Origin of the sequence: Pantoea sp. SS70, from assembly GCF_029866845.1 — a bacterium.
GTDB lineage: Bacteria > Pseudomonadota > Gammaproteobacteria > Enterobacterales > Enterobacteriaceae > Pantoea > Pantoea leporis.
In genome coordinates this window covers 2,148,889-2,173,878 of the sequence record NZ_CP117199.1, presented here as the reverse complement: position 1 = coordinate 2,173,878, position 24,990 = coordinate 2,148,889, and the positions used below count along the sequence as shown (strand labels likewise).

The window sequence follows — 24,990 nt, the reverse complement described above, 5'->3', positions numbered from 1 at the left end:
CTATGCTTAAAGGACATTCAGCGACAAGGAGAAGGGCATGCAAGAGATCATTGCCAGCGAACCGATTCCTACCGATCCACCACCGATTCCCGAACCGATTCCACAACCGCAGCCGATACCACCCGCACAGCCACCACACGATCCCGAATTCCCACCGATTCAGGATCCACCGCCGCACCGTTAATAAAAAAGGCGCGTAGCCGAAGCGACGCGCCTTTTTTGCAGCAAAACCTATTACTTAATTTCCAGCACATCAAGACGTACGCTGAGATTCGGCGCATCATCCTCTTCTGGCTGCCAGCCCGCGGGCTGCACCGGCAAGCTTTCGCGATCAAACGCCAAATCACCGCCATCCACCACGGCATCACCGTGTTTGATGCCTTTAAAATCGAACAGATTAATGTCGGCCATGTGTGATGGCACCACATTCTGCATCGCGGTAAACATGGTTTCGATACGGCCCGGATAACGTTTATCCCAGTCACGCAGCATGTCGGCAACCACCTGACGTTGCAGATTCGGCTGCGAACCGCACAAGTTGCACGGAATGATCGGGAACTGGCGCGCTTCCGCAAAACGAATGATGTCTTTCTCGCGGCAGTATGCCAGCGGACGAATCACAATATGTTTACCGTCATCGCTCATCAGTTTTGGTGGCATGCCTTTCATCTTGCCGCCGTAGAACATGTTGAGGAACATGGTCTGCAGAATATCGTCGCGATGATGACCTAAGGCGATTTTGCTACAACCCAACTCGGTGGCGGTGCGATACAGAATACCGCGGCGCAAACGCGAACAGAGCGAGCAGGTAGTTTTGCCTTCAGGAATCTTATCTTTAACGATGGAATAAGTGTCTTCGTTAACGATGTGATACTCAACGCCCTGTTGTTCCAGATAGGCCGGCAGAATATGCTCCGGGAAACCGGGCTGTTTCTGGTCGAGATTCACTGCTACCAGCGAGAAATTCACCGGCGCGCTCTGCTGCAAATTACGCAGGATCTCCAGCATGGTGTAGCTGTCTTTACCACCAGACAGACAAACCATGATGCGATCGCCTTCTTCAATCATGTTGAAGTCAGCAATGGCTTCGCCAACGTTGCGACGCAAACGCTTCTGCAGTTTGTTAAGGTTGTACTGCTCTTTTTTTGTTACTTCTTGATTTTCTGACATTATTTTCACGCTTGAGAGTGAAGGCGAGGGCCGTTAGCGGCTGAAGCAATCTTCAACGGCAATAAACCCTGTAAACATGACTGCGTATGGTACGGATTGCGGGCGCGAATGCTAGCCTGAAGTGATCTCTTTTCTGATGATAACTCAATGCGCTTGAGACAAAGGCGCAAACTTTGTCAGAACAATCTGGCTATTTATTGATCTGGGCAAATATTTACCTCATCTGGGCCTGACAGGATGGCCGAAGTGCTTTTTTTACTTTCTTTAGGTGAGGAGCGGCAAATGCAAACGTACGATATGGTTTTTGAAGAGGCGTGTCGGCTGGTGGGGCAATGTTATCTGGAGCTGGCACAGCGTGGCGCAGCAACCGAAAAAGAGGTGTTAGCCAGCGAGTTGCGCAATCTACAGTTGCGCTATCGTGAACTCACCGGCTCACCGAATCGGGCGGTAGAGATGGCCATCGTTCAGCTCAAGCCTTGTTAATCCATCAACATTAACCCAGCAAAGAAACGCCCGGCCATCGCGCCGGGCTTTTTCATCTACTCGCTTTTCTCGGTTTTCCCGGCTAACTCGGCCAGCCGCTGATAACGCTGACTGGCGGCTTCCGTTGCATCACGCCACAGCTGCGACGCTTCTTCTGGCCGCTGAGTTTGCAATTGGCGGAAACGCTGCTCGTTCATTAATGCTTGTTCGAGTTCCGAGGTCGGCGGACGCGAATCCAGCGCCAGCGCGGCTTTACCTTGCTCGGCGCGTCGAGGATCAAAACGATAAAGCGGCCAGAAACCGCTGGTGGTCAGCAGGCGCATCTGTTCGTGGCTATAAGCCAGATCGTAGCCATGCTCTTCACACGGGCTGTAAGCGATGATCAGCGAGGGTCCCGGCCAGGCTTCCGCTTCCTGAATCGCTTTCACGGTTTGATTGAGCTGCGCGCCCAGCGAAATCTGCGCCACATACACATGCCCATACAGCAGCGTCGACATGCCGAGATCCTTGCGCGCCTTGCGTTTCCCCTGTTCGCCAAACTTGGTCACCGCGCCGAGCGGCGTCGCTTTTGATGCCTGGCCACCGGTATTGGAGTAACACTGCGTATCCAGCACCAGCACGTTGACGTTTTCGCTCAGGCTCATCACGTGATCGAGGCCGCCGTAGCCAATGTCGTACGCCCAACCATCGCCACCAATCAGCCAGACCGATTTCGCCACCAGCGCATCCGCTGCTTCGTTTAACGCTTTGGCTTCATGCTGCGGTGAAGCCGCGAGCAGGGCGCGCAGCTGTGTAATTTGCTCGCGTCGTTGCGAAATGGTGACGCTGTCACCTTTTAATGCGTCAACCAATGCCGCCGGTAGCTGCGCAGCGCATCGATCCAGTAACCTGAGCGCGCGCTGTTTCTGCTGGTCGACGCTCAAACGGAAGCCCAAACCAAATTCGGCATTATCTTCAAATAGCGAATTCGCCCACGCCGGACCGCGACCTTCAGCATTGGTGGTGTAAGGCGTGGAAGGCAGATTACCGCCATAAATGGAGGAGCAGCCGGTGGCATTGGCAATCAGCAGGCGATCGCCATACAGCTGCGTCAGCAGTTTGATATAGGGCGTTTCCCCGCAGCCCGAGCAGGCACCGGAATATTCAAACAGCGGCGTGATCAGCTGCGAGGTGCGGATATCAATACGTTCCAGCTGCTCGGCGGTGATCTCCGGCAGCGCGAGGAAGGCATCATAATTGACCTTTTCCGTCTCAACATGCTCCAGGCGTGATTTCATGTTGATGGCTTTGATTTCTGGATGCTGGCGGTCGCTGGCCGGGCACACTTCCACACACAGATTGCAGCCGGTGCAATCTTCCGGCGCCACCTGCAGCACGTATTTCTGTCCGCGCATATCGCGCGATTTCACATCGAGTGAAGCGAGCGAAGGTGGCGCATCGTCCAGTGCTGCAGGATCAACCACTTTGGCGCGAATCGCCGAGTGCGGGCAGGCGGCGACGCAATGGTTGCACTGCGTACAGAGATCGGGCTGCCAGATCGGCACGGCTTCGGCGATATTGCGCTTTTCCCATTGCGTGGTGCCAACTGGCCAGGTTCCATCAGGCGGCAGCGCCGAAACCGGCAGTTTATCGCCAAGGCCGGCCAGCATCGCTGCGGTGACGGTTTTGACGAAATCGGGTGCGCTATCGGCTACCACCGGCGGGCGATGCGGACTGCGATCGTCTACCGGTTGCAGCGGCACCCTCTGTAGCGCTTGTTGTGCCATCGCTAGCGCTTGCCAGTTGCGCTGCACCAGCTCTTCGCCTTTGCTGCTGTAGCTGCGCGCAATGGCGTTTTGCAGTTCAGTTAATGCGCTATCGCCTGGCAAAATCTGGGTCAGCTGGAAAAAAGCCATCTGCATCACGGTGTTGATGCGTGCGCCCAACTGGCATTCGCGCGCGATACGCACAGCGTTGATCACATAAAATCGCGCCTGTTTATCGTTGAGCTGGCTCTGCACTTCCTGCGGCAGGTGCGGCCACACCTCCTCAGCGCTGTAGGGCGTATTGAGCAGAAAAATCCCACCCGGCTTAAGCTGATCGAGCATCGAATACTTATCGATAAACTGCAGCTGATGGCAGCCAATGAAGTCGGCTTGCTGAATCAAATAGGCGGATTGAATCGGATATTCACTGACGCGCAGATGGGAAACCGTCAGGCCGCCGGCTTTCTTCGAGTCGTAGACGAAATAGCCCTGCACCTGCCACGGTGTGGCGTTACCGATTATTTTCAGGTTGTTTTTACTGGCGCTGACGCTGCCGTCGCTGCCTAAACCATAAAACAGCGCTTCAAGCCGTGCGCGATTCGGCACGATATTGGCTTCCAGCGGCAGCGAAAGATGGGTGACGTCGTCGTAAATGCCGACGGTAAAACGCGCTGGCGGTGTTTCGCGCAGCAAGGCACTAAAAACCGCCAGCACCGCATCGGGTGCGAACTCTTTCGATGACAAACCATAGCGACCGCCGATCACCTTCGGCAGCGACGCCCGCTCGCCACGGCTGTAAGCTTCAGCCAGCGCGGTCATCACATCCAGGAATAGCGGTTCGCCGAGCGCGCCGGGCTCCTTGGTGCGATCGAGCACCGCAATCCGCTGGGCGGAAGCGGGGATCTTTTGCAGCAAATGCGCCGCCGAAAACGGGCGATAGAGGCGCACTTTCACCAGCCCGACTTTCTCGCCGCGCTGCAGCATCTCATCAATCGCCTCTTCAGCCGTGCCGCAGCCGGAGCCCATCATCACCATTACACGCTCGGCCTGCGGATGGCCATAAAACTCAAACGGCTGATAATGGCGGCCGGTATTTTCGCCAAACGCGGTCATTGCAGCCTCAACGTGCTGGGTGCAATCGTCATACCAGCGGTTGGTGGCTTCGCGTGACTGAAAATAGGTATCAGGATTGGCGGATGTGCCACGAATCGTTGGGCGATCCGGCGTTAATGCACGAGCGCGATGGACGTTAATTGCCTCGGCGGGCATCAGCGCCTGCAAGGTTTCATCGCTGATCGGCACGATCTTGTTGATCTCGTGCGAGGTGCGGAAGCCATCGAAGAAGTGGATAAATGGGATGCGGCTATTCAGTGAGGCGATTTGTGCAATCAGGGCAAAATCCTGCGCTTCCTGCACGCTGGAGGCGCAGAGCTGCGCGCAGCCGGTTTGTCGTACTGCCATGACATCGGAGTGATCGCCAAATATCGACAGCGCGTGCGTCGCCACGGTCCGCGCCGCGACGTGCAGCACAAACGGCGTCAGCTGGCCCGCCAGTTTGTAGAGCGTCGGGATCATCAATAGCAATCCCTGCGAAGAGGTGAAGGTGGTTGAGAGTGCACCGGTTTGCAGCGCGCCGTGCACCGTGGCAATCGCGCCGCCTTCAGATTGCATCTCGACCACGCGCGGCACATCGCCCCAGATATTACGGCGGCCTTCGCCGGACCAGCTATCCGCCAGCTCGGCCATGGTTGAGCTGGGCGTGATGGGATAAATGGCAATCACTTCGCTGGTGCGGAAGGCGACTGAAGCCACTGCACCGTTACCGTCGACGGTAATCATAAATCGTCCTTTGCTACGCTGAAAAACCCGCAAACTTTACGGGGGTTATCAGTTCAGTTTAGCAAAGGGCTAAGACACGACTTTTTCATCTGTGTGCTGGCGAGATGGCAGCGCACCGCAATCTAACATTGATGATTTTTACATCATCTCCAGCGATTGAACGCCTTTGATTTCCATCACTTTGTCATAGATGTTATGCATTGGTGTACGTCGTGACAATGTCACCTCAACGCTCAGTTCGCACAGACCAACCTCTTCATCACGGTTCACTACGGCGATGTGACCGTAGCGCACATTTTCGCGTTGCAGCACCAGCAGCACCAGCGGTACGCTTTTGGGTTTGAGGTGCACAAGCAGCGTATGGTGACGGCCAATCAGCCAGTGACTGATGCGACGGAACGTCTCCAGCACCACCAGCGCCAGCACGGTGCCGTAGATACCGATTTCATACATGCCGCTACCGATCACCAGACCAATCGCCGCAGTGACCCATAAACCGGCGGCGGTAGTAAGACCTTTCACCACTTGCTTCTGAATAATGATGGTACCGGCGCCGAGGAAGCCCATACCGCTTACCACCTGCGCCGCAATACGGCTGGGATCGAGCGCTACATGGTCGCTGACTAACATATCGGCAAAGCCATATTTCGATACCAACATAAACATCGCGCTGCCGATACCGACCAGGATATGGGTGCGCAAACCGGCCTCTTTGGCGCGCAGCTGCCGCTCTAGCCCAATCAGTCCGCCGAGAATTCCCGCCAGCGCGATGCGGATAAGCATATCCGTCAACATCGTTCTCTCCTTAGTTATTGAAAAACAAACCCTCCGCCGGTTGAAAAGGGCGGAAACGTCTCAAACAGGATAATTCTGCTTGCAAACAATGAAATTAAATTTTGTAAAAAGCTGTGTCGCCTATCGATCCCTCAGCGCACCTGACATATGCTGGTGCGACTTTTTCGCTCAATCCCCGGAGCCCCATCGATGAAAGCCGCTCTCTTCCTGCTGGCTGGCGCCACCTTGTTACTTTCTGCCTGCAGCAGCAACAGTGACAACGAACCGCCACAACAAGCTACTGCCGCCCACGTACAACCGCGCGTTGTGATGTCATCAATGGCTGAAGTGAATTGCAGTAATGCCGGGGGATCGCTGGCGTTTTCGCGTCAGTTAGACGGTTCACGCATCGGTATGTGCCAGTTGGCGAATGGTCGTCGCTGTGACGAACAGGCGCTAATGGGTGGAAGCTGCGCCCGCTAAGGCAGGCGCAGAAGGGTTAAGCGGTGACCTGATTCGGGCTGATTTCGCCGCGTTCCAGCTGTTGCAAGTTGCTGAGCGTGGTTTCTGAAATTGCCGTCAAGGCTTCGGCGGTCAGGAAAGCCTGATGGCCGGTGAACAGCACGTTGTGACAGGCCGACAGACGACGGAACACATCATCCTGAATCACGTCATTCGATTTGTCTTCAAAGAACAGATCGCGCTCGTTTTCATACACATCCATTCCCAGCGAACCAATCTTCTGCTGCTTAAGCGCATCAATTGCCGCTTGTGAATCAATCAAACCGCCACGGCTGGTGTTGATGATCATCACGCCATCTTTCATTTGGCTGAACGCCTGCGCGTTGAGCAGATGGTGGTTTTCCGGCGTAAGCGGACAGTGCAGCGTAATCACATCGGCTTCAGCGAACAGCGTTTTGAGATCGACATATTCCGCGCCCAGCTCCAGCGCCGCCTGGCTTGGATAGGGATCGAACGCTAACAGGCGCATGCCAAATCCCTTGAGGATACGCATCGCCGCGATACCAATCTTGCCGGTTCCGACCACGCCCGCGGTTTTGTTATGCATGTTGAAGCCGGTTAAGCCATCCAGCGAGAAGTTAGCGTCGCGCGTGCGTTGATAGGCGCGGTGAATGCGACGATTCAGCGTCATCATCAGGCCAACCGCATGTTCCGCTACCGCTTCTGGCGAATATGCCGGGACGCGCACCACGTTTAAGCCGAGCGCTTTTGCCGCCGCCAGATCGACGTTATTGAAACCGGCACAGCGCAGCGCAACGTGCTTCACGCCCAGCGCCGCCAACTCTTCCAGCACCGCTTTGCTGGCATCATCGTTGACGAAAATACACACCGCATCACAGCCCGCGGCGTTCTTTGCCGTCGCCGGTGTCAGCAGGAAGTCAAAAAACTGCAGCTCAAATTCGTAGCTGTCGTTGACGTGTTCAAGGTATTTTTGGTCGTAATGCTTGGTGCTGTAAACCGCAACTTTCATTGTTTCGCTCCTGAAAAATGCAACGTCGGTATCACAACAGGATAACGTTTTCCGCGTCATTTTGCTGAGCTTCAGCCAGACTATGTCGCTAACACCTTCATTTGCCGGACGTAACATGCCATCATTTGGCTCCTCGTCAGGATTGTGTAAAGAACAGGAACGTTAACTGCCATGACGCGTGGCCTTCGCCGAACACTTGCTGCGCTGCTGGCGCTAATATTGCTGCTATTGGGATTGCTGCTGACGCTCACGCAATGGTTGCCGCGTCTGGCCGGTATCTGGCTGCCCGAAAATACTCGCGTGGAACTCAACGGCACGCCGCGCTGGCAGCAAGGCGCGCTGCATTTCCCGTCGGTGCGCTATTTGGCGGGCGATTGTGTACTGGCAAACGTCAGCGATGCGGCGCTCGGCTGGCAGCAAAAGCGCTGGCAGCTCAGCGCCGGTGAAGTGCAACTCAATAGCGACTGCCTGCAATCGCTGCCGCACAGCGAAGCGAGCGGTGCGCCGCGCAGCCTGGCTGACTGGCAGAAGATGTTGCCTGGCGCCGATGTCCACCTGCAAAAAATCACCATTCTGCCGTGGCAACAATATGCCGGACGTTTCGATCTCACCTTAAATAACGATGTGCAGCGGCTGCATTATCAGGGCGACAACCTGAGTGTGGATGCGCGGTTGCAAGGCCAGCTGCTTCAGATTGCCCAGCTGCAGCTCAGTCATCCTTTACTGCCCAAACCGCTCAACCTGCATGGCGATGTCACCTTGCCAACCTTTGCCGATGGTTTGCCGGTAGCGGGCGAACTCAGCGCTGACCTCAATATTGTGCAGTGGCCACAGCCGCTGGCGCTGGCGCTCAACTGGCAGCAACAGCAAGGCACCCTGACGGTGACACAGCAGGATGACGATCAGCCGCTGCTGCAGTTGCCGTGGCAGGTCGATGAGCGGCAGATTCGTATTACGCAAGGTCAATGGCGCTGGCCGCAGGCCGATCAGTCGCTATCGGGTGGCATGGCGCTAACGCTGGAAAACTGGCAGCAAGGCCTGGAAAACACGCTGGTCAGCGGGCGATTTAATTTGCTGACGCAAGGGCGCGGCGGCAAAGGCAATCTGGTATTAAGCGTTGGCCCGGGCAAACTGAGCATGGTCGATAGCGCCTTGCCGTTCCAGTTGACCGGCGAGAGCAAATTCGCCGATCTGCAGCTGTTTGGCAGCATGCCGGGCTTACTGCACGGCGTGCTGACCGATCCGCAATTGACCCTGAAACAAGGCGCGCTGCTGCGTTTGCGCGGTCGCTTGCTCTCAACGCTGGAAGTGGATGAAGCGCGCTGGCCGCTGGCGGGCGTGACGGTGGCGTCGAGCGGAATTAATGGTCGCCTGCAGGCGATACTTAAGGCACACGATCCCAGCTTTGGTCGCTTCAGGTTGCATCTCGATGGCCGCGCCAGCGATTTCTGGCCCGACAGCGGCGTGTGGAACTGGCGTTATTGGGGGGACGGCCTGATCGAGCCGCTCACCGCCAAATGGGACGTGAAGGGCACCGGCAGCTGGCAGGACACCTTGATCAGCCTCGACACGCTGAATACCGGTTTCGATCAGCTGGCGTACGGCATGGTGCAAGTGGCTAAACCGCGCCTGACGCTCAATGCGCCGGTGCGCTGGCAGCGCGATCCCTCGCATCCGGCGTTTAACGGTGGCTTCACGCTCAAATCCGGTCAAACCCAGTTCAGCTACGGCGGCTGGCTGCCGCCATCAGAACTCAATTTTGAAGCCAAAGGCAGCGATCCCAGCCAGTTTATCTGGCGCGGTCAGCTGACGGCGGAGGATATTGGCCCGGTACGCGTGCATGGCCGCTGGGACGGCGAACGTCTGCGCGGCGAAGCCTGGTGGCCGGCGCAATCTTTGACGGTGTTCCAGCCACTGCTCAGCAGCGATTTAAAAATGCGTATCCAGTCGGGTGAACTGCGCGCGCAGGTGGCATTCTCGGCGGCTAGCGAGCAGGGCTTTGAAGCGGGCGGTCACTGGACGGTGAAAAACGGCAGCCTGTGGATGCCGGACAGTGAAATCAACGGCATCGATTTCTCGCTGCCGTTCCGGCTGAAGGATCATCAATGGCAGCTTGGACGGCGCGGTCCGGTTTCACTGCGTATCGCCGAAGTAAAAAATCAGTTCTCGCTGCAAAACATCACCGCTGATTTGCAAGGTCACTATCCATGGCAGGAGCGCCAGCCGTTAACGCTCAGCAACGTCAATCTCGATCTGTTAGGCGGACACGTCAGCATGCCCGAACTGCGCATGCCACAGCATCAAGCGGCGCGCGTCTCGCTGAAGGAGATCAATCTCAGCAAGCTGGTCAGCGCCATCAAACCCAAGCAGTTTGCCATGTCTGGCAAGGTCAATGGCGAATTGCCGCTATGGGTGAATAATCCGCAATGGCTGGTTGAAAAGGGCTGGATCGCCAACAGCGGTCCGCTCACCTTCCGGCTGGATAAAGATATGGCGGACGCGATTGTCAGCAATAACTTTGCGGCCGGAGCGGCGCTGGATTGGCTGCGCTACATGGAAATCTCGCGTTCATGGGCCACTATCGATCTGGATAACTTCGGCAATCTAATCATGCAATCGGAAGTGAAAGGCGTTAGCCAGTTCAGTAACCGCCGACAGACCGTTAATCTGAACTACCGGCATCAGGAAAATTTGTTCCAGCTGTGGCGCAGCCTGCGCTTTGGCGATAATTTGCAATCCTGGGTGGAGCAAAATGCCACCTTACCCTCGAAGAAGGATCCCCAACCATGAGCCTCAGGGCATTACTGGTGCTGGCAGCCTGGCTGCCGCTGATTGGCTGCGTGCCGCGCATTGAAGTTGCGGCGCCGAAAGAGCCCATCACCATCAATATGAACGTCAAAATTGAGCATGAGATTCACATCAAGGTGGATAAAGATGTGGAAGCGCTGCTGAAGAATCAGAGCGGACTGTTTTGAGGAGAAGCATGATGAAACGCAAGGGGATCGCGCTGCTTGCGGCGCTGCTGCTGATGCCGTCTGCCTGGGCGCTCACGCTGGATGAGGCGCGTCAACAGGGGCGCGTGGGCGAAACGCTCAGCGGCTATGTGGCGGCGCGTCAGCAGGACGAAGAAACGCTGGCGCTGGTCAAGCGCATCAACGATGGCCGCCTGCAGCAATATCAGCGCGTGGCGCAGCAAAATAACCTGACTGCCAGCGAAGTGGCGCGCATCGCCGGCGAAAAGCTGGTGAACCGCGCAGGTAGCGGCGAGTATGTGCGCGGCATCAATGGGCAGTGGCTGCGTAAGTAAAGCGACTTGTTTTTACAGCGGCTGCCGGGCAAAGGCCGTTTTTTACGCATAGTAGGGCTTGGGTTAACGAATATATAAAGTGAAGTAAATGTGTAGCTGTTATGCGTTACCTGCTGGTTGAAATAAATGACTAATTGATTTGCCAAAAATTCAATATAAGTTAAGCATTCTTAATCAACTGGCCCTTGTTTTCCAAAGTGCTCAGTGTATGATTTTCGCCATTCTGATGCTTACTGACTATGTGATAAGACAAAATCTTGAATTGTCTTGAGAGACTTAATTATTTAACACAACATAAAATGTAATCATAATCTCTGAATTACGAGTTCGCGTGAAGCATCAATCAACTTGCCCCACACTCCGGACAGACTCCGCCCGGGTGTGATGCGCGATTTAGTTAATTACTTTAATTTAAAACTTTAAGGCATGTTATGGCAGAGTACTCTTCATCAGAAGATGACAGTTCACAAGCTTATATTCTCAAATCACTTGAGGATATGCGGCGCAAGTTACTGGATTTAACTTCACGCAACAGGCTGCTAAATTTCCCGGTCGCTCAAAAACATTCTTCATTACGAATTGTTGATGAGTTACCCGATCAGCTTTTTAGAACCTTGATTTCGGAAGAGCCTATGCAGTTTGCAGGCGTTCCAGACCCTTCAAGACATCAGCTCCAAAAGTTTGGCTTTCTTGATAAAAACCAAGATTTGACAGATGAGAAAAATAAAAAGTCGATGCCTGATGCCAAGAGCTGGGCGGCAAAATTAGGCATTAATACAAGCTATGAATTGCTGAGCCAACCAAAAGACAATGTGTCTGCTGAAGATTACCAACAGGTGGTCAAAGCCTGGCAGGATATTCTTGATTCACTGAAAGATAATGCTACATCTCGACCGGGGGCATGGAATAACGCATTGCAGTCTGAGCCACCAGCTGAGCGACTGATCGCTACACTTATGCAACTCGGTTATAAAGATTTAGGTGAATTCGAACGCGATGCAAAAGCGGGAAAGCCGCTTCGCACCCCTTCTATACGTGCATCCCTAACTGATACTCAAATTCAGACACTTTATTATCCTTCAGAGCTTGAGGCCATGTTGCGCTCATTGCATGGCAAAGCCCAAGTTGCGATTGAGGAAACTGGAGCTGGAATTCTTTATCTTGCTTTGGGATTTTTAGAATGGTTTGAAAGTGAGGATTCCGATAAGCCGAGGCTGGCGCCTCTTTTCACTATTCCTGTTACTTTGGAAAAAGGCAAACTTGACCCGCAGGCAGGTCTTTACCGATATCATTTGCGGTACACAGGTGAAGATATTCTGCCAAATCTTTCTTTGCAGCAAAAACTTCAGGGTGATTTTGGTATTGCGCTACCTAATCTAAGTGATGACATGTTGCCTGAAACCTACTTCCAACAAATCCAGGCGATCATAGAGAAAAGTAAACCACGTTGGTCTGTTCGTCGTTATGGCGCGTTAAGTCTGCTGAACTTCAGCAAGATGCTGATGTATCTCGATCTCGACCCTGACCGTTGGCCGCAAGGCAGCAAGAATCTACTCAACCACGAAATTATCAAACGACTTTTCACCTCACAAGCTGGAGATGTTCCGGACTACACCTCCGGCGGGTCAAATGAGTATTCGATTGATAATTTCAGCGATATTCATGAAAAATTCCCTTTGATTTATGACGCTGACAGTTCCCAGCATAGTGCACTTATCGACTCCGTTAATGGAGAAAATCTTGTCATTGAAGGTCCACCTGGGACGGGCAAATCTCAGACGATCACAAACCTGATCGCTGCAGCAATGCTGAACGGTAAGAAAGTTCTCTTTGTTGCTGAAAAACTTGCGGCTTTAGAGGTGGTAAAACATCGCCTTGATAAGGCTGGATTGGGCGATTTTTGTCTTGAGTTACATAGCCATAAGTCCCACAAGCGTAAGGTAATAGAAGATATTCAGAAGCGATTGCTTAATCCAGCATTGCAGCAATCTCCTGCACAAATTGATGCAGAGATATCACGTTATGAAGACCTAAAAAACCAGTTAAACAGTTACGCCCAGGAAATCAATCAAGGATGGAAAAATACAGGCCTGACGATTCACCAAATCCTTACGGGGGCAACGCGCTATCGACGCGAATTGGGTATTGAACCCACGCTTCTACATATTGAAAACTTTTCGGGACAGACCTTTGATCGTGTTTCACAGTTGAGACTGCGAGATCAAATTAAACAGTTTAAAGACGTCGTGGTCGAGTTTCGCCTGCAAGTCGGCGAGCAAGCTGAATTGGCCGAACACCCGTGGTATGGCGTCAACAATATTGACATCCCGCTATTCGATTGCGATAGGATCGTTGCATTGCTGAGTGAATGGAATGCCGCGCTATTTTCCTGGCAGGAGGCACTTTCTGATTTTTTACAAAAACATTCAATTTCCTCAACAAGCTATGATGATCTCTGCTGGCAGACTCAACTAATTGAATTAACCGTACAACTACCGCAGCTTTCTGACAACATCGACTTTGACGCTTATAAAAAACTCGATGAACACAGTATTGAACAACTGAAAAAATGGTTCATTAATTACGACGAAGTTCAAGCCGACTATGTTCAACTAGCTGGTTTTGTTGCCACTGAAAAATTTCATTTTCTTGAAGAGAATGCTGCCGTTCAAGACTTACCCGATATTGCAGTAACGTTTGGCCTTGAAGGTACAATTACACTTGCTGATGTTGTGCGCTTAATCCGGGGGCTTGAACAACTGTACGAAGATTTTGAGTCCGATAGTGCGGGCTTATCTGCACTACTCGAAGCGTTGCCTCCAATAGTTGCTCAAAAGTTTCCAGCTACTGCCCAAGGATTTAGCCAGGTTATCACCTTTATTGATATCGCCTCTGCGCTACCAGCCGATTTAGTCAAATTCAGACACGACAGATTTGATGATGACAGCATTGATTCGGTACTCAGTGACTTATATCAGCGTCTGGCATCATTGCAGATATTGCGTGACCAGCTCAAACCACGCTTTGTTTTAAGCCGAGTCACAGATGATGAACAGCTAAAAAATATAGAAATTAGCTTACATGACTCTGGATTGCTGAGTAGATTGAGTAGTACCTGGCGCCAGGCAAAAAATACGCTTATTGGATTATCTACCGACTCCACCGCCAAATGGAAAACACTGAGTGATGAGTTACCTAAACTTCGCCAGTATGCGCAAGAGCTGGCTGAGCTTGAAAGTCGAAACTTCAACCAACTTTTAGGAGAGCTTTACCTAGGGCTTGATACGAATACGGATCACCTGAGGCAAATCCGTGATTGGTATTGCAACGTGCGCAAAGCTTGGGGTATAGGATTCGGAACTAATGTTGCGATTGGCAGTGCATTGCTCACGTTAGACGGCCAGATTTTTAGAGGCATTCAGCATTTAAAACAGCAGGGAGCAGACGCACAAATCTCTCTGCATCTTGCCCGCCTTAAAGAGCACGAACGGACGTTTTCATCGGGCATGTTGATTGTGGGTAATGATCAGTTGCTGGCCGGCGAGATGAACTTATTTACACCGATTATTGCAAAGCTTAAAGAGGCGCTAGTACCGATTCAACAATGGTTTACGGCTGAGCAGCTTACGCTGAATACGGTAAGTGAAAAAATTTCAATCCTGAAGCAGTTACATATTCGGCAGCGTGCTTTAATCGATAATACACTGCCCGCCGAAATCTTTGCCGCTGCTGGTGAAATCGTTTTAGGCGTGAATAAAAATAACGCATATCCTCTAAAAGTTATTAATGAAACCATCACGTTTACCGAACAGTTACGCGATAAAATTCATAGTACCGATCTGGCTCGCTGCATTAAAAAACTCAACGGTGGTGATGCTTATCGCAATTTACAGTCTGAATTAGTCTCTCTTCAGCGCGTGTGGCAAGCGCATGTTGATGCTCAGGATAACTTTGTAGGTGAGACACAACTAACATTGGCCGAATGGTATCAAAAAAGCGGCAACAGCCTTGATGCGCTGATTGGGCGTAATAAAGATGCCATTAATAAGCCTCGATGGCTCAATGGCTGGCTTAACTTCATACGCAGATCGAAAGAAATAGAGAAAAGTGGACTGCAGCATATTCGTGATGCAGTCATGAACCATACGCTCGCGATTGAGCTTAGTGATGCTGGATTCCAGGTGGCGGTCTATGACCAGCTAGCACGTGAAGTGGCTTCGGAGCGTCCACATTTGCTTCGTACTTCAGGCAATAGCCGTAGCGCACTGCAAAAACAATTCCGGGATTATGACAAAGCGTTACAGAAACTGCAGCGTGAGCGCATTGCGGCTATTATCGCCAGTAACCCAGTTCCTCAGGGCTCAGCCGGGGGGCGAAAAACTGATTACACGGAGTTAGCTCTAATACGTAACGAGGCAGGTAAGAAGACGCGACATATTCCAATTCGGCAGCTGATTAACCGTGCTGGCCAGGCGCTACTTCAACTGAAACCGTGTTTTATGATGGGGCCTATGTCTGCGGCTAACTATCTTGAACCTGGTGATATAGAGTTTGATCTGGTTGTGATGGATGAAGCGTCACAGGTTAAACCTGAAGATGCGTTAGGAGTTATTGCTCGTGGAAAGCAGATTGTTGTAGTTGGCGATCCCAAACAGCTTCCTCCAACGAGTTTCTTCGATCGCGCAGGCATTGATGATGACGATGAAGACACTGCGGCTGTAAGCCAGACAGACAGTATCCTAGATGCCTCTCTGCCGCTTTTCAAAATGCGTCGCCTGCGATGGCACTACCGATCAAAACACGAAAGCCTAATTGCCTATTCTAATCGCCATTTTTATAACAGTGATTTAGTTGTGTTCCCTTCGCCGAACGCTAAGGCACCAGAGTTTGGCGTTAAATTTAGCTTCGTCCAAAACGGCCGCTTCGTTAATCAGCAAAACATTGAAGAAGCTCGCGTCATTGCTAAGGCGGTTGCCCTACATGCAATCCAGTCACCTGATGAGTCACTAGGTATTGTTGCGATGAACTCTAAGCAGCGTGAACAGATTGAGCGTGCCATTGACGAAATGTGCCGTGAGGATGCACAGGTAAACGTTGCCATCGACCGCCTGAGAATTAAAAGTGATGCACTGTTCGTTAAAAATCTTGAAAACGTGCAAGGTGATGAGCGCGATGTCATTTTCATTTCCTTCACGTATGGGCCGGGTGAGGCCGATGGCAAAGTTTATCAACGCTTTGGCCCGATAAACTCAGATGTCGGTTGGCGTCGATTAAACGTGCTTTTCACGCGCTCTAAAAAGCGTATGCATGTGTTTAGCTCAATGCGCTCGGAAGATGTGCTTCTAAATGAAACGTCTAAGCGAGGTGTGCAAGCGCTGCGCGGATTCCTGCACTTTGCTGAAAAAGGCAATATGGACGGACTCGATCAATCCACAGGGAAAGCCCCAGACAGTGATTTCGAAGTTGCTGTTATTAATGCGCTCGAGTACGCGGGCTTTAGCTGCGAACCTCAGGTAGGTGTGGCAGGCTTCTTTATTGATATCGCTGTGCGAGATCCTGGCAAGCATGGGCGCTATCTAATGGGGATTGAGTGCGATGGTGCAACATACCACTCAGCAAAATCGGCTCGAGATCGTGACCGCCTGCGGCAGGATGTTTTGGAAGGACTGGGCTGGAGAATTCGTCGTATTTGGTCAACTGATTGGTTTAGTAATCCAAATGAAATCTTAGATCCAATTATTCGTGAATTAAATCAGTTGAAAACGCTTATCGACAAAAACGATTATTCCGAAGAAGAGGCGATTGCAGAGTTAGTTGCAGAAGAAAGAGAAAGCTGTACCGATCTGGCTGATTACAGCGATGTCATGGAGCCCCTTAAAATACGGCTTGAGCGGTTTGCTCGAGAAGTCATTGATGTAGAAAACCCATTCATAGCGGATGAAAGCAAGTTACTTAGGCCTGCCATGATCGAGGCTTTGGTTGAGCACCAGCCTCTTTCGCGATCGGAGTTTGTAGAACGTATTCCCAAATACCTAAGGGAAGCTACCGAAAGCAAAATGAGTAAGGCCTACCTCGATAGTGTACTGGCTATTATTGATGGCCAAGAGATACTCGATTAGCGTTGTATGTGAATTCCGCCTGGAGCATATGTGCCTCAGGCGGAATAATTAACGCCTCCGCGAAAGGGGACTTAAGAACAATTCTTCTAATTATCCAGTTGCTTAACCGCTTCATGTACCGGCACTTCACCGCCGGTTAATTCAATGATCACCCGGCTGACCGCCGGTTGATCGATGATTTCAGCCAGCGTCGCCGCCACGTCATCGCGAGGAATATCGCCATACGGGATGGCCAAACCAGCACGCACCCGGCCTTGGCCTTGCTCATCCGTTAGCGTGCCGGGGCGTAAAATCACCCAATCCAGATCGCTTTGCGCCAGCTCGACATCGGCTGCTTTCTTCACGCGCATGTAATTTTCGAAGCTGGCGGAGAGGTTTTTGTTTCTGCCGGCTTCAGGGAAAGCCGAAACCAGCAGAAAGCGTGAGATGCCGGCCTGCTGCGCGGCAGCAACTGCGGTAGTTAATCCTTTGCCATCAATGGCGTTCGTCATCTCTTCACCGCCTTTGCCACCGGCACCGGCGGTGAAGACCACCACATCGCTGCCCTTCATCAGCGCGGCCAGCGATGTTGCGTCCAGCGCGGTTAAATCGCCGTTAACCGGCTCCGCACCCCGTTCACGCAAAGGCTGCTCCTGTTCCGCTTTGCGAAACAGCGGGCGCGCAACGTGCCCGTTTGCGGCCAGCAGTGATGCCAGACGACGGCCAATGTTGCCTGCGCCGCCAATGATAAATACCTTGGACATGAGTACCTCTTAAATTGCGTGGATAACAGCGGGTCAGTATAGACAACGTCAATCTGCGGAGAAAAAGCAGCGCAGCTTTTGCCTTTCGCGTCCGTGCTGATCCATATTCTCCACCGCCAGCCATTGGCTTAAAGCCTGCTGAATCGGCGGCCATTCACCATCAATGATCGATAACCAATCGGTATCGCGATTGCGCTGTTTGCGCGTCATGGCCTGACGAAAACGACCTTCAAAGGTAAAGCCGATACGTTCAGCGGCGCGTCGGGAAGCCAGATTTAGGGAATCACAACGCCAAGCCACGCGGCGATAACCGAGCGCGAAGGCCTGCTGCAACAGCAGATATAACGCTTCAGAGCCCAATACGTTGCGCTGCATCAGCGGCGACCAGGTCACATGGCCAATCTCAATCGCGCCGTTCTGCACGTCGATATTGGCGAAACAGACCGCGCCAACCGCTTGCTGATTAGCCTGATCGATCACCGCATAACTGACCAATCCACGGTCACCTATTTTGTTAGCAATCCAATCGTTCATCTCGGCTAACGATTGCGGCTGCGATGCGCCAAGCCAGGTCCAGTCGCGATCGTCGGGTGCCAGCAAAAAGGCGGCAAACAGGGCGGGCGCGTGATTGAGTTGAAGCGGTGTGAGATGGCAAAAGCGGCCAGTGAGAATAGCAGCGGGCGGGAAGATTGCGGGTTGCCAGTCGTGTAGCGCAAAACCGATAGGCTGACCATATTGATTGTGTTGTGTCACTTCATCTCCTTTCGCTGTGCTGAAAAATAACAGCAAAAAAAATGCCCGCCAGTTAAGCCTGGCGGGCATTGATCATGCGAAAAAAATGATTACGCAGCAACGATTTGTTTGATGGCGTCTTTTGCATCGTTAGCCGCTTTGGTCGCCACTTCTGGACCATAAGCGATGCCTTCCGCGAACACGAACTCCACGTCAGTGATACCGATGAAGCCGAGGAACAGCTTCACGTATGGCGTCAGCAGATCGCTGGCAGTATCTTTATGGATGCCACCACGGCTGGAGAGGATCACCGCACGTTTGCCGGTCACCAGACCTTCCGGGCCTGCTTCGGTGTAACGGAAGGTCACGCCAGCGCGGGCAATCAGATCGAAGTAATTTTTCAACTGAGTTGGAATGTTGAAGTTGTACATGGGTGCGGCAATAACCACGGTGTCATGGGCTTGCAGTTCAGCAATCAGCTCATCGGAGAGAGACAGCGCTTCCTGCTGACGTGGTGACAGTGGGGCATCGGATGGGCGCAGCGCGCCAACCAGCTCACCATCCAGCACCGGAATCGGCTGCGCGGCTAAATCACGTACGTTAACCGAGTCACCTTTAGCGCGTGCTTCGTCAGCGTAGAAGTCAGCCAGTTGATTTGACTGAGAGTAACCAGCGAGGATGCTTGATTTCAGAACTAAAACTTTGCTCATGGTATTTTCCTGTGCGTTACGCGGTTGGCTTACCGCTCAATGCTTTACACTGTACGGAGTTAGCCCGTGAGGTAAAAGCGCAATATTTCGAGATCAATGTTCGAAATAATTGAATAACCTCGCACGTCCCGTTCAGGCAGGTATTCCAAATTGTGCTATGATGCCGACCATTAATTGCTTGAATCCGCCGGGAAATCATCTGCCCGCTGCAACAACAGGTACGCATCGCTATGTCATCATCCGACTCTTCACCTTTAGCCTCCCTCTGGCCGCGGCTCGATAATCTGACGCTGCGCGACAGTCAACGTCTGCGACGTCGACTGCTGGGCGCTGCAAAGGTGAAAAATCCTGCGGCGCAGCAGGGCATTGTGGCTGAACTGGAGCCGGAATTTGTCGCGGCGGAGCAACGCCTGGCGCAGCGCACGGCGGCGACACCGCGCATCACTTTCCCGGACAACCTGCCGGTAAGTCAGAAGCAGCAGGACATTGCCGATGCGATCAGTCAGCATCAGGTGGTGATCGTTGCGGGTGAAACCGGATCGGGTAAAACCACGCAGCTGCCGAAAATCTGCCTGGCGCTGGGGCGCGGGGTTAAAGGGCTGATTGGTCATACTCAGCCGCGTCGTCTGGCGGCGCGCACCGTGGCCAACCGCATTGCCGATGAGCTGGAAACCTCGCTCGGCGGCACCATCGGTTACAAGGTGCGCTTTAACGATCAGGTGAGCGAAACCACCCAGGTTAAGCTGATGACCGACGGTATCCTGCTGGCGGAAATCCAGCAGGATCGCCTGTTGCTGCAGTACGACACCATCATTATCGATGAAGCACACGAACGCAGTCTCAACATCGATTTCCTGCTCGGCTATCTGCGCGAACTTTTGCCGCGTCGTCCCGACTTAAAAGTCATTATCACGTCAGCGACCATCGATCCGCAGCGCTTCTCACGCCATTTCCACAATGCGCCGGTGATTGAAGTGTCCGGCCGGACGTATCCGGTCGAAGTACGTTATCGCCCAATGGTGGAAGAGGCTGACGACACCGATCGCGATCAGCTGCAGGCGATTTTCGATGCGGTCGATGAGCTGGGACAAGAGAGCCGCGGCGATATCCTGATCTTTATGAGCGGCGAGCGCGAAATCCGCGATACTGCCGATGCGCTGATGAAGCGCGATATTGCGCACACCGAGATTCTGCCGCTGTATGCGCGCCTGTCGAACGCCGAGCAAAACCGCGTGTTCCAGTCGCACAGTGGACGCCGCATCGTGCTGGCGACCAACGTGGCGGAAACCTCGCTGACCGTGCCTGGCATCAAATATGTTATCGATCCTGGCACCGCACGTATCAGCCGCTACAGTTTCCGCACTAAAGTGCAACGCTTGCCGATTGAGCCGATTTCGCAGGCTTCCGCTAATCAGCGAAAAGGGCGCTGCGGCCGCGTTTCGGAAGGTATCTGTATTCGCCTCTATTCCGAGGATGATTTCCTCAGCCGCCCGGAATTTACCGATCCCGAAATTCTGCGTACTAACCTCGCCTCGGTGATTCTGCAGATGACCGCGCTGGGACTGGGCGATATTGCTGCCTTCCCATTTGTCGAAGCACCGGACAAGCGCAATATTCAGGATGGCGTGCGCCTGCTGGAAGAGCTGGGTGCCATCACGCTGAGTGAAGACGAAACCTACAAGCTGACGCCTTCGGGCCGCCAGCTCGCGCAGTTGCCAGTCGATCCGCGTATGGCGCGCATGGTGCTGGAAGCGCAAAAATTTGGCTGCGTACGCGAAGCGATGATCATCACCGCGGCGCTATCGATTCAGGACCCGCGCGAGCGTCCTTCGGATAAAAAGCAGGCATCTGACGAAAAACATCGTCGTTTTGAGGATAAAGAGTCTGATTTCCTCGCCTTCGTCAATCTGTGGAATTACCTGCAGGAGCAGCAAAAAGCGCTCTCCAGCAATCACTTCCGTCGCCTGTGTAAAACCGAGTTCCTTAACTATCTGCGCGTGCGTGAATGGCAGGATATCTACACGCAACTGCGTCAGGTGGTGCGGGAACAGGGGATGCCGGTCAACAGCGAACCTGCGCCGTATCGTGAAGTGCACTGCGCTTTGCTTACCGGTTTGTTGTCGCATATTGGTCAGAAAGATAACGACAAGCAGGAGTTTACCGGCGCTCGCAACGCGCGCTTCGCCATCTTCCCCGGTTCCGGGCTGTTTAAGAAGCCGCCGAAGTGGACCATGGTGGCGGAACTGGTGGAAACCAGCCGTTTATGGGGCCGCGTTGCCGCCCGTATCGATCCGGAATGGATCGAACCGCTGGCGCAGCATCTGATTAAACGTAGTTACAGCGAACCGCACTGGGAAAAAGCACAGGGCGCGGTGATGGCGACGGAAAAAGTGACGCTTTACGGCCTGGCAATTGTGCAGGCGCGTAAGGTTAATTACAGCCGCATCGATCCGCAACTGAGCCGCGAGCTGTTTATCCGTCATGCGCTGGTGGAGGGCGATTGGCAGACGCGTCACGCGTTCTTCCGCAATAACCTGAAACTGCGCAACGAAATTGAAGATCTGGAGCACAAATCGCGTCGTCGCGACATTCTGGTCGATGATGAAACGCTGTTCGCTTTCTACGATCGCCGCATCGGCAGCGACGTGGTGTCTGCACGCCATTTCGATAGCTGGTGGAAGCAAGCCAGCAAAGAGAATCCGGATCTGCTGAGCTTTGATAAGCAAATGCTGATCAAAGACGGCGCGGACAAAGTCAGCCAGCTCGATTACCCCAACTTCTGGCATCAAGGCAACCTGAAACTCAAACTGAGCTATCAGTTTGAACCGGGCGCGGATGCCGATGGCGTGACGGTGCACATTCCGCTGCCGCTGCTGAACCAAATCGAAGAGACCGGTTTTGAGTGGCAAATTCCGGGCGTGCGCCGCGAACTGGTTATCGCGCTGATCAAATCGCTGCCCAAGCCGGTGCGCCGCAATCTGGTACCCGCGCCCAACTACGCCGAAGCGTTTCTCGGTCGCGTTACGGCGATGGAACTGCCGTTGCTGGATGCGCTGGAACGCGAATTCCGCCGCATGACCGGCGTCACCATTGACCGGGAAGCCTGGCAGTGGGATCAGGTGCCCGATCACCTGAAAATGACTTTCCGGGTGGTTGACGAGCACAACCGTAAGCTGCAGGAAGGCAAAAATCTGCATCAGCTGCGGCTGCTGCTGAAAGGCAAAGTGCAGGAAACGCTGTCGAAAGTGGCGGATGATGGCCTGGAACAGAGCGGTTTGCACATCTGGAGCTTTGGCGATTTGCCGCAAAGCTACGAACAGAAGCGCGGCAGCTATCAGGTCAAAGCCTGGCCGGCGCTGGTGGATGAAAAGGACAGCGTGGCGATTCGCCTGTTCGATAGCGAAGTGGAACAGCAGAAAATGATGTGGCGCGGTCAGCGTCGCCTGCTGCTGCTCAACATTCCGTCGCCAACCAAGTATCTGCACGAGAAGTTACCGAACAAAGCCAAACTCGGTTTGTACTTCAATCCCTACGGCAAAGTGCTGGAACTGATCGATGACTGTATCGCCTGCGGCGTGGATAAGCTGATGGCGGAGGCGGGCGGCCCGGCGTGGCAACAGGAAAACTTCGAACAGCTGCGCGACAAAGTGCGTGCTGATTTGAACGAAACAGTGGTCACCATCGCTAAACAGGTCGAACAGATCCTGACCTGCGTGTTCAATATCAACAAGTTCCTTAAAGGACGCGTGGATATGTCGCTGGCGCTGGCGTTAGGCGATATCAAAGCGCAAATGAATGGCCTGGTGTATCGCGGTTTCGTCACCGGCAATGGCTGGTCGCGTCTCGGTGATACGCTGCGCTATCTGCAAGGTATTGAGCGTCGTCTTGAGAAGCTGCCGGTCGATCCTCACAGCGATCGTGCGCGTATGCTGAAAGTGCAGGCGGTGGAGCAAGCCTGGCAGACGTGGCGGAATAAATTGCCGCCTCAGCGTCAGGATGATGCCGACGTGCAGGCGATTCGCTGGATGCTGGAAGAGCTGCGAATTAGCTATTTCGCCCAGCAGTTGGGCACGCCTTATCCAATTTCGGATAAGCGTATTCTGCAGGCGATGGAGCAGTTGAGTTAATTGTTAGATGGCGCGATAAATCGCGCCGCTACGAAACAGCGCGGTTTTAACATCGCAAAATTCGCGAAGAAAACGGCAAGACGGTGCAGAGGCCCCAGGGATGGGTCCACGACGACGTTACGTAGCGGACCCGCCTTTTTGCCTGAGAGCGCCGAATTACTGAGCTAACTCTTCCAGCTTATCTTTAAAGGACGGCACCGCAATCGCGCGGTTATCGGCACGGTAACGATCGGCCGGCGCGGGTGCTGAACTCTGTACCGCAATCAACTGCCACTCATCACCGTTCTTCAACAGCAGCGGCGAACCGCTGTCGCCCGGCAAGGTATCGCACTGATGCGACAACACTGCACGCTGCGCCCAACCGGTCACTAAACAATCGCTGTGCGAATAGAGCGTATCCAGATGATCGGCCGGATATCCGGCTTGCGTCACTTTACGTTGCGTGGTTTTCAACGCGGCGGTTAAATCGCCACGCGAACCCTCAAACAATGGAATCGGCACAATACCGGAGGGCGGATTATGCAAAATAACCAGCCCATAATCGTAGGGTGCGGCTCCCGGCGGCACGATCCAGCCTTCGCCGTCTGCCTGCAACCGGCGCGCTAAAGAGGGTTCAACGCGCGCATCAATATCATGAATCTCGTAGCGCCAACCTTTCGCGCTGGCCATAAAACGCAGCGCCACCGGCTTATCAAACTTGCCGGGCGGAGCCAATAAACAGTGTCCGGCGGTCAACGCCAGATGGGCAGAAATCAAGGTGGCAGTGCAGAGGTTACCGCTTTCGGTCTCTAACTGACCGATGGCATCCCAGGGCGCGGCGCTCACGTCGCTGATCGCCTGGCGATGATCTTTGCCAAAAAACAACGTTTTGATGTCTTCCGGGCTTGGCCCATCTTCATCATCGGCATGTGCTGTGTGGGTAAAACTGAAAAGACCAACGAGTAACAGGATAGCCAGGCGCATAGTTCTCTCAATGGCGAGAATAAGTAGAAGTTGTTGTCATCACGCTTGAGCGATAACTATAGTCGGTGAGCGGTGAAAAAGGGAGAAATATTGGAGTAATCAGCACGCTACAACGACTAGATAAAAAAGCTGGCTGCAACTATGCCACAGAGGATCATCACAATCAGAATAATTTCGAAGCGATAGCGACGCACCATTTTTCGCTACTCCAGTAAATAAACACCCGGCATAACCGGGTGTTTTCAATCATCAATACGGTGTTGGCGCTAAAGCGATCTTATTTAGCTGCTTTTTTCACTTTGTGGTGCTTTTTAGCAGCCTGAGCTTTCTGCGCAGCTGGCTTGGTTACTTTGTGGTGCTTTTTAGCAGCCTGAGCTTTCTGTGCAGCTGGTTTGGTTGCTTTGTGGTGCTTTTTAGCTGCCTGGGCTTTCTGTGCAGCTGGCTTGGTTGCTTTTTTGTGGTGCTTTTTAGCAGCCTGGGCTTTCTGTGCAGCTGGCTTGGTTGCTTTTTTATGATGCTTTTTAGCGGCCTGAGCTTTCTGTGCAGCTGGCGCTTTCTTCTCTACTTTTTTGTGCTTCTTAGCAGCCTGCGCTTTCTGAGCAGCAGGTTTCTTATGATGTACTGCTTTGTGTTTCGCTGGCGCTGCAGTGGTTGCTGGCGTTGCTGGAGCAGCTGTGGTCTCAGCAGCGAAAGCAACAGAAGACATACCCATAGCAGCGGCGATCACCAGTGCAAATAATTTTTTCATTGCAAAATCCTCGAACTATTTTTTCATGTGTAGCCCAC

The 24,990-nt window shown here is 53.1% G+C and carries 17 protein-coding genes; 8 read left to right on the top strand and 9 right to left on the bottom strand.

Going from position 1 to position 24,990, the window contains the following annotated elements:
* The first annotated feature begins 37 nt into the window (after positions 1-37).
* A complete protein-coding gene (locus tag PO881_RS10090) occupies positions 38-184 on the top strand; it encodes a hypothetical protein (protein WP_167391210.1) in 147 nt (48 codons plus the stop codon).
* A 50-nt stretch (positions 185-234) separates the two neighbouring features.
* Here the strand turns inward: PO881_RS10090 and ttcA are convergent, their stop codons facing one another.
* Positions 235-1,170, bottom strand: coding sequence for a tRNA 2-thiocytidine(32) synthetase TtcA (ttcA, locus tag PO881_RS10085; protein WP_101764303.1), 936 nt, complete (start codon positions 1,168-1,170; stop codon positions 235-237).
* A gap of 282 nt (positions 1,171-1,452) precedes the next feature.
* Here ttcA and PO881_RS10080 point away from each other — a divergent pair, with 282 nt between their 5' ends.
* The gene (locus PO881_RS10080) at positions 1,453-1,653 is read left to right on the top strand and encodes a DUF2767 family protein (protein WP_008106442.1); all 201 of its coding nucleotides are present in this window, start codon (positions 1,453-1,455) and stop codon (positions 1,651-1,653) included.
* A gap of 56 nt (positions 1,654-1,709) precedes the next feature.
* On the opposite strand, the gene nifJ is transcribed toward PO881_RS10080, so the two are convergent.
* Positions 1,710-5,237 (bottom strand): pyruvate:ferredoxin (flavodoxin) oxidoreductase, encoded by a 3,528-nt coding sequence (gene nifJ / locus PO881_RS10075; protein ID WP_280171731.1) that lies wholly within the window; start codon positions 5,235-5,237, stop codon positions 1,710-1,712.
* 138 nt (positions 5,238-5,375) lie between these two features.
* Positions 5,376-6,032, bottom strand: a complete 657-nt coding sequence (locus PO881_RS10070; RefSeq protein WP_061718808.1) for an MgtC/SapB family protein — start codon at positions 6,030-6,032, stop codon at positions 5,376-5,378.
* Between the two features lie 189 nt (positions 6,033-6,221).
* On the opposite strand from PO881_RS10070, the gene PO881_RS10065 reads away from it, so the two are divergent.
* On the top strand, positions 6,222-6,494 hold the full coding sequence (locus PO881_RS10065; protein WP_061718809.1) for a DUF333 domain-containing protein: 273 nt from the start codon (positions 6,222-6,224) through the stop codon (positions 6,492-6,494).
* Positions 6,495-6,510: 16 nt separating this feature from the next.
* Here PO881_RS10065 and PO881_RS10060 read toward each other — a convergent pair whose 3' ends face one another.
* Positions 6,511-7,503 carry a 2-hydroxyacid dehydrogenase gene (locus tag PO881_RS10060; RefSeq protein WP_280171730.1) on the bottom strand — a complete coding sequence of 331 codons (993 nt, stop codon included), beginning with the start codon at positions 7,501-7,503 and terminating at the stop codon, positions 6,511-6,513.
* A 171-nt stretch (positions 7,504-7,674) separates the two neighbouring features.
* On the opposite strand from PO881_RS10060, the gene PO881_RS10055 reads away from it, so the two are divergent.
* The 4 genes from PO881_RS10055 (at position 7,675) to hhe (ending at position 16,929) form a co-directional block, all read left to right on the top strand.
* The gene (locus PO881_RS10055) at positions 7,675-10,293 is read left to right on the top strand and encodes a YdbH family protein (protein WP_280171729.1); all 2,619 of its coding nucleotides are present in this window, start codon (positions 7,675-7,677) and stop codon (positions 10,291-10,293) included.
* A complete protein-coding gene (locus PO881_RS10050; protein ID WP_008106429.1) occupies positions 10,290-10,478 on the top strand; it encodes a YnbE family lipoprotein in 189 nt (62 codons plus the stop codon). Before PO881_RS10055 ends, PO881_RS10050 begins: the two co-directional genes overlap by 4 nt.
* A gap of 11 nt (positions 10,479-10,489) precedes the next feature.
* On the top strand, positions 10,490-10,810 hold the full coding sequence (locus tag PO881_RS10045; RefSeq protein WP_101764307.1) for a YdbL family protein: 321 nt from the start codon (positions 10,490-10,492) through the stop codon (positions 10,808-10,810).
* A 431-nt stretch (positions 10,811-11,241) separates the two neighbouring features.
* Positions 11,242-16,929, top strand: a complete 5,688-nt coding sequence (hhe, locus tag PO881_RS10040) for a DUF4011 domain-containing anti-phage protein Hhe (protein WP_280171728.1) — start codon at positions 11,242-11,244, stop codon at positions 16,927-16,929.
* A gap of 86 nt (positions 16,930-17,015) precedes the next feature.
* Here hhe and PO881_RS10035 read toward each other — a convergent pair whose 3' ends face one another.
* The 3 genes from PO881_RS10035 to PO881_RS10025 all read right to left on the bottom strand — a co-directional run bounded on the left by PO881_RS10035 (position 17,016) and on the right by PO881_RS10025 (position 19,114).
* Positions 17,016-17,672, bottom strand: coding sequence for an NAD(P)H-binding protein (locus PO881_RS10035; protein ID WP_280171727.1), 657 nt, complete (start codon positions 17,670-17,672; stop codon positions 17,016-17,018).
* A 48-nt stretch (positions 17,673-17,720) separates the two neighbouring features.
* Positions 17,721-18,425: a GNAT family protein gene (locus tag PO881_RS10030; RefSeq protein WP_277973643.1), complete on the bottom strand. Its 705-nt coding sequence runs from the start codon at positions 18,423-18,425 to the stop codon at positions 17,721-17,723.
* An 89-nt stretch (positions 18,426-18,514) separates the two neighbouring features.
* Entirely contained in the window at positions 18,515-19,114 is a 600-nt protein-coding gene (locus tag PO881_RS10025; protein ID WP_280171726.1) for an FMN-dependent NADH-azoreductase, read from the bottom strand.
* 230 nt (positions 19,115-19,344) lie between these two features.
* Here PO881_RS10025 and hrpA point away from each other — a divergent pair, with 230 nt between their 5' ends.
* The gene (gene hrpA / locus PO881_RS10020; protein WP_137385852.1) at positions 19,345-23,241 is read left to right on the top strand and encodes an ATP-dependent RNA helicase HrpA; all 3,897 of its coding nucleotides are present in this window, start codon (positions 19,345-19,347) and stop codon (positions 23,239-23,241) included.
* 156 nt (positions 23,242-23,397) lie between these two features.
* Here hrpA and PO881_RS10015 read toward each other — a convergent pair whose 3' ends face one another.
* Positions 23,398-24,204, bottom strand: coding sequence for a serine protease (locus tag PO881_RS10015; protein WP_137385851.1), 807 nt, complete (start codon positions 24,202-24,204; stop codon positions 23,398-23,400).
* 277 nt (positions 24,205-24,481) lie between these two features.
* A complete protein-coding gene (gene asr / locus PO881_RS10010) occupies positions 24,482-24,952 on the bottom strand; it encodes an acid resistance repetitive basic protein Asr (protein WP_007888004.1) in 471 nt (156 codons plus the stop codon).
* Positions 24,953-24,990 lie beyond the last annotated feature (38 nt).

Bases quoted from the DNA above. Each gene is read 5' to 3' on its own strand.
- PO881_RS10060 (WP_280171730.1), bottom strand. From the start codon at position 7,503: ATGAAAGTTGCGGTTTACAGCACCAAGCATTACGACCAAAAATACCTT.
- PO881_RS10025 (WP_280171726.1), bottom strand. From the start codon at position 19,114: ATGAGCAAAGTTTTAGTTCTGAAATCAAGCATCCTCGCTGGTTACTCT.
- asr (WP_007888004.1), bottom strand. From the start codon at position 24,952: ATGAAAAAATTATTTGCACTGGTGATCGCCGCTGCTATGGGTATGTCT.
- hhe (WP_280171728.1), top strand. From the start codon at position 11,242: ATGGCAGAGTACTCTTCATCAGAAGATGACAGTTCACAAGCTTATATT.
- PO881_RS10065 (WP_061718809.1), top strand. From the start codon at position 6,222: ATGAAAGCCGCTCTCTTCCTGCTGGCTGGCGCCACCTTGTTACTTTCT.
- nifJ (WP_280171731.1), bottom strand. From the start codon at position 5,237: ATGATTACCGTCGACGGTAACGGTGCAGTGGCTTCAGTCGCCTTCCGC.
- PO881_RS10080 (WP_008106442.1), top strand. From the start codon at position 1,453: ATGCAAACGTACGATATGGTTTTTGAAGAGGCGTGTCGGCTGGTGGGG.
- ttcA (WP_101764303.1), bottom strand. From the start codon at position 1,170: ATGTCAGAAAATCAAGAAGTAACAAAAAAAGAGCAGTACAACCTTAAC.
- PO881_RS10070 (WP_061718808.1), bottom strand. From the start codon at position 6,032: ATGTTGACGGATATGCTTATCCGCATCGCGCTGGCGGGAATTCTCGGC.
- PO881_RS10050 (WP_008106429.1), top strand. From the start codon at position 10,290: ATGAGCCTCAGGGCATTACTGGTGCTGGCAGCCTGGCTGCCGCTGATT.
- PO881_RS10035 (WP_280171727.1), bottom strand. From the start codon at position 17,672: ATGTCCAAGGTATTTATCATTGGCGGCGCAGGCAACATTGGCCGTCGT.
- hrpA (WP_137385852.1), top strand. From the start codon at position 19,345: ATGTCATCATCCGACTCTTCACCTTTAGCCTCCCTCTGGCCGCGGCTC.
- PO881_RS10055 (WP_280171729.1), top strand. From the start codon at position 7,675: ATGACGCGTGGCCTTCGCCGAACACTTGCTGCGCTGCTGGCGCTAATA.
- PO881_RS10045 (WP_101764307.1), top strand. From the start codon at position 10,490: ATGAAACGCAAGGGGATCGCGCTGCTTGCGGCGCTGCTGCTGATGCCG.
- PO881_RS10090 (WP_167391210.1), top strand. From the start codon at position 38: ATGCAAGAGATCATTGCCAGCGAACCGATTCCTACCGATCCACCACCG.
- PO881_RS10015 (WP_137385851.1), bottom strand. From the start codon at position 24,204: ATGCGCCTGGCTATCCTGTTACTCGTTGGTCTTTTCAGTTTTACCCAC.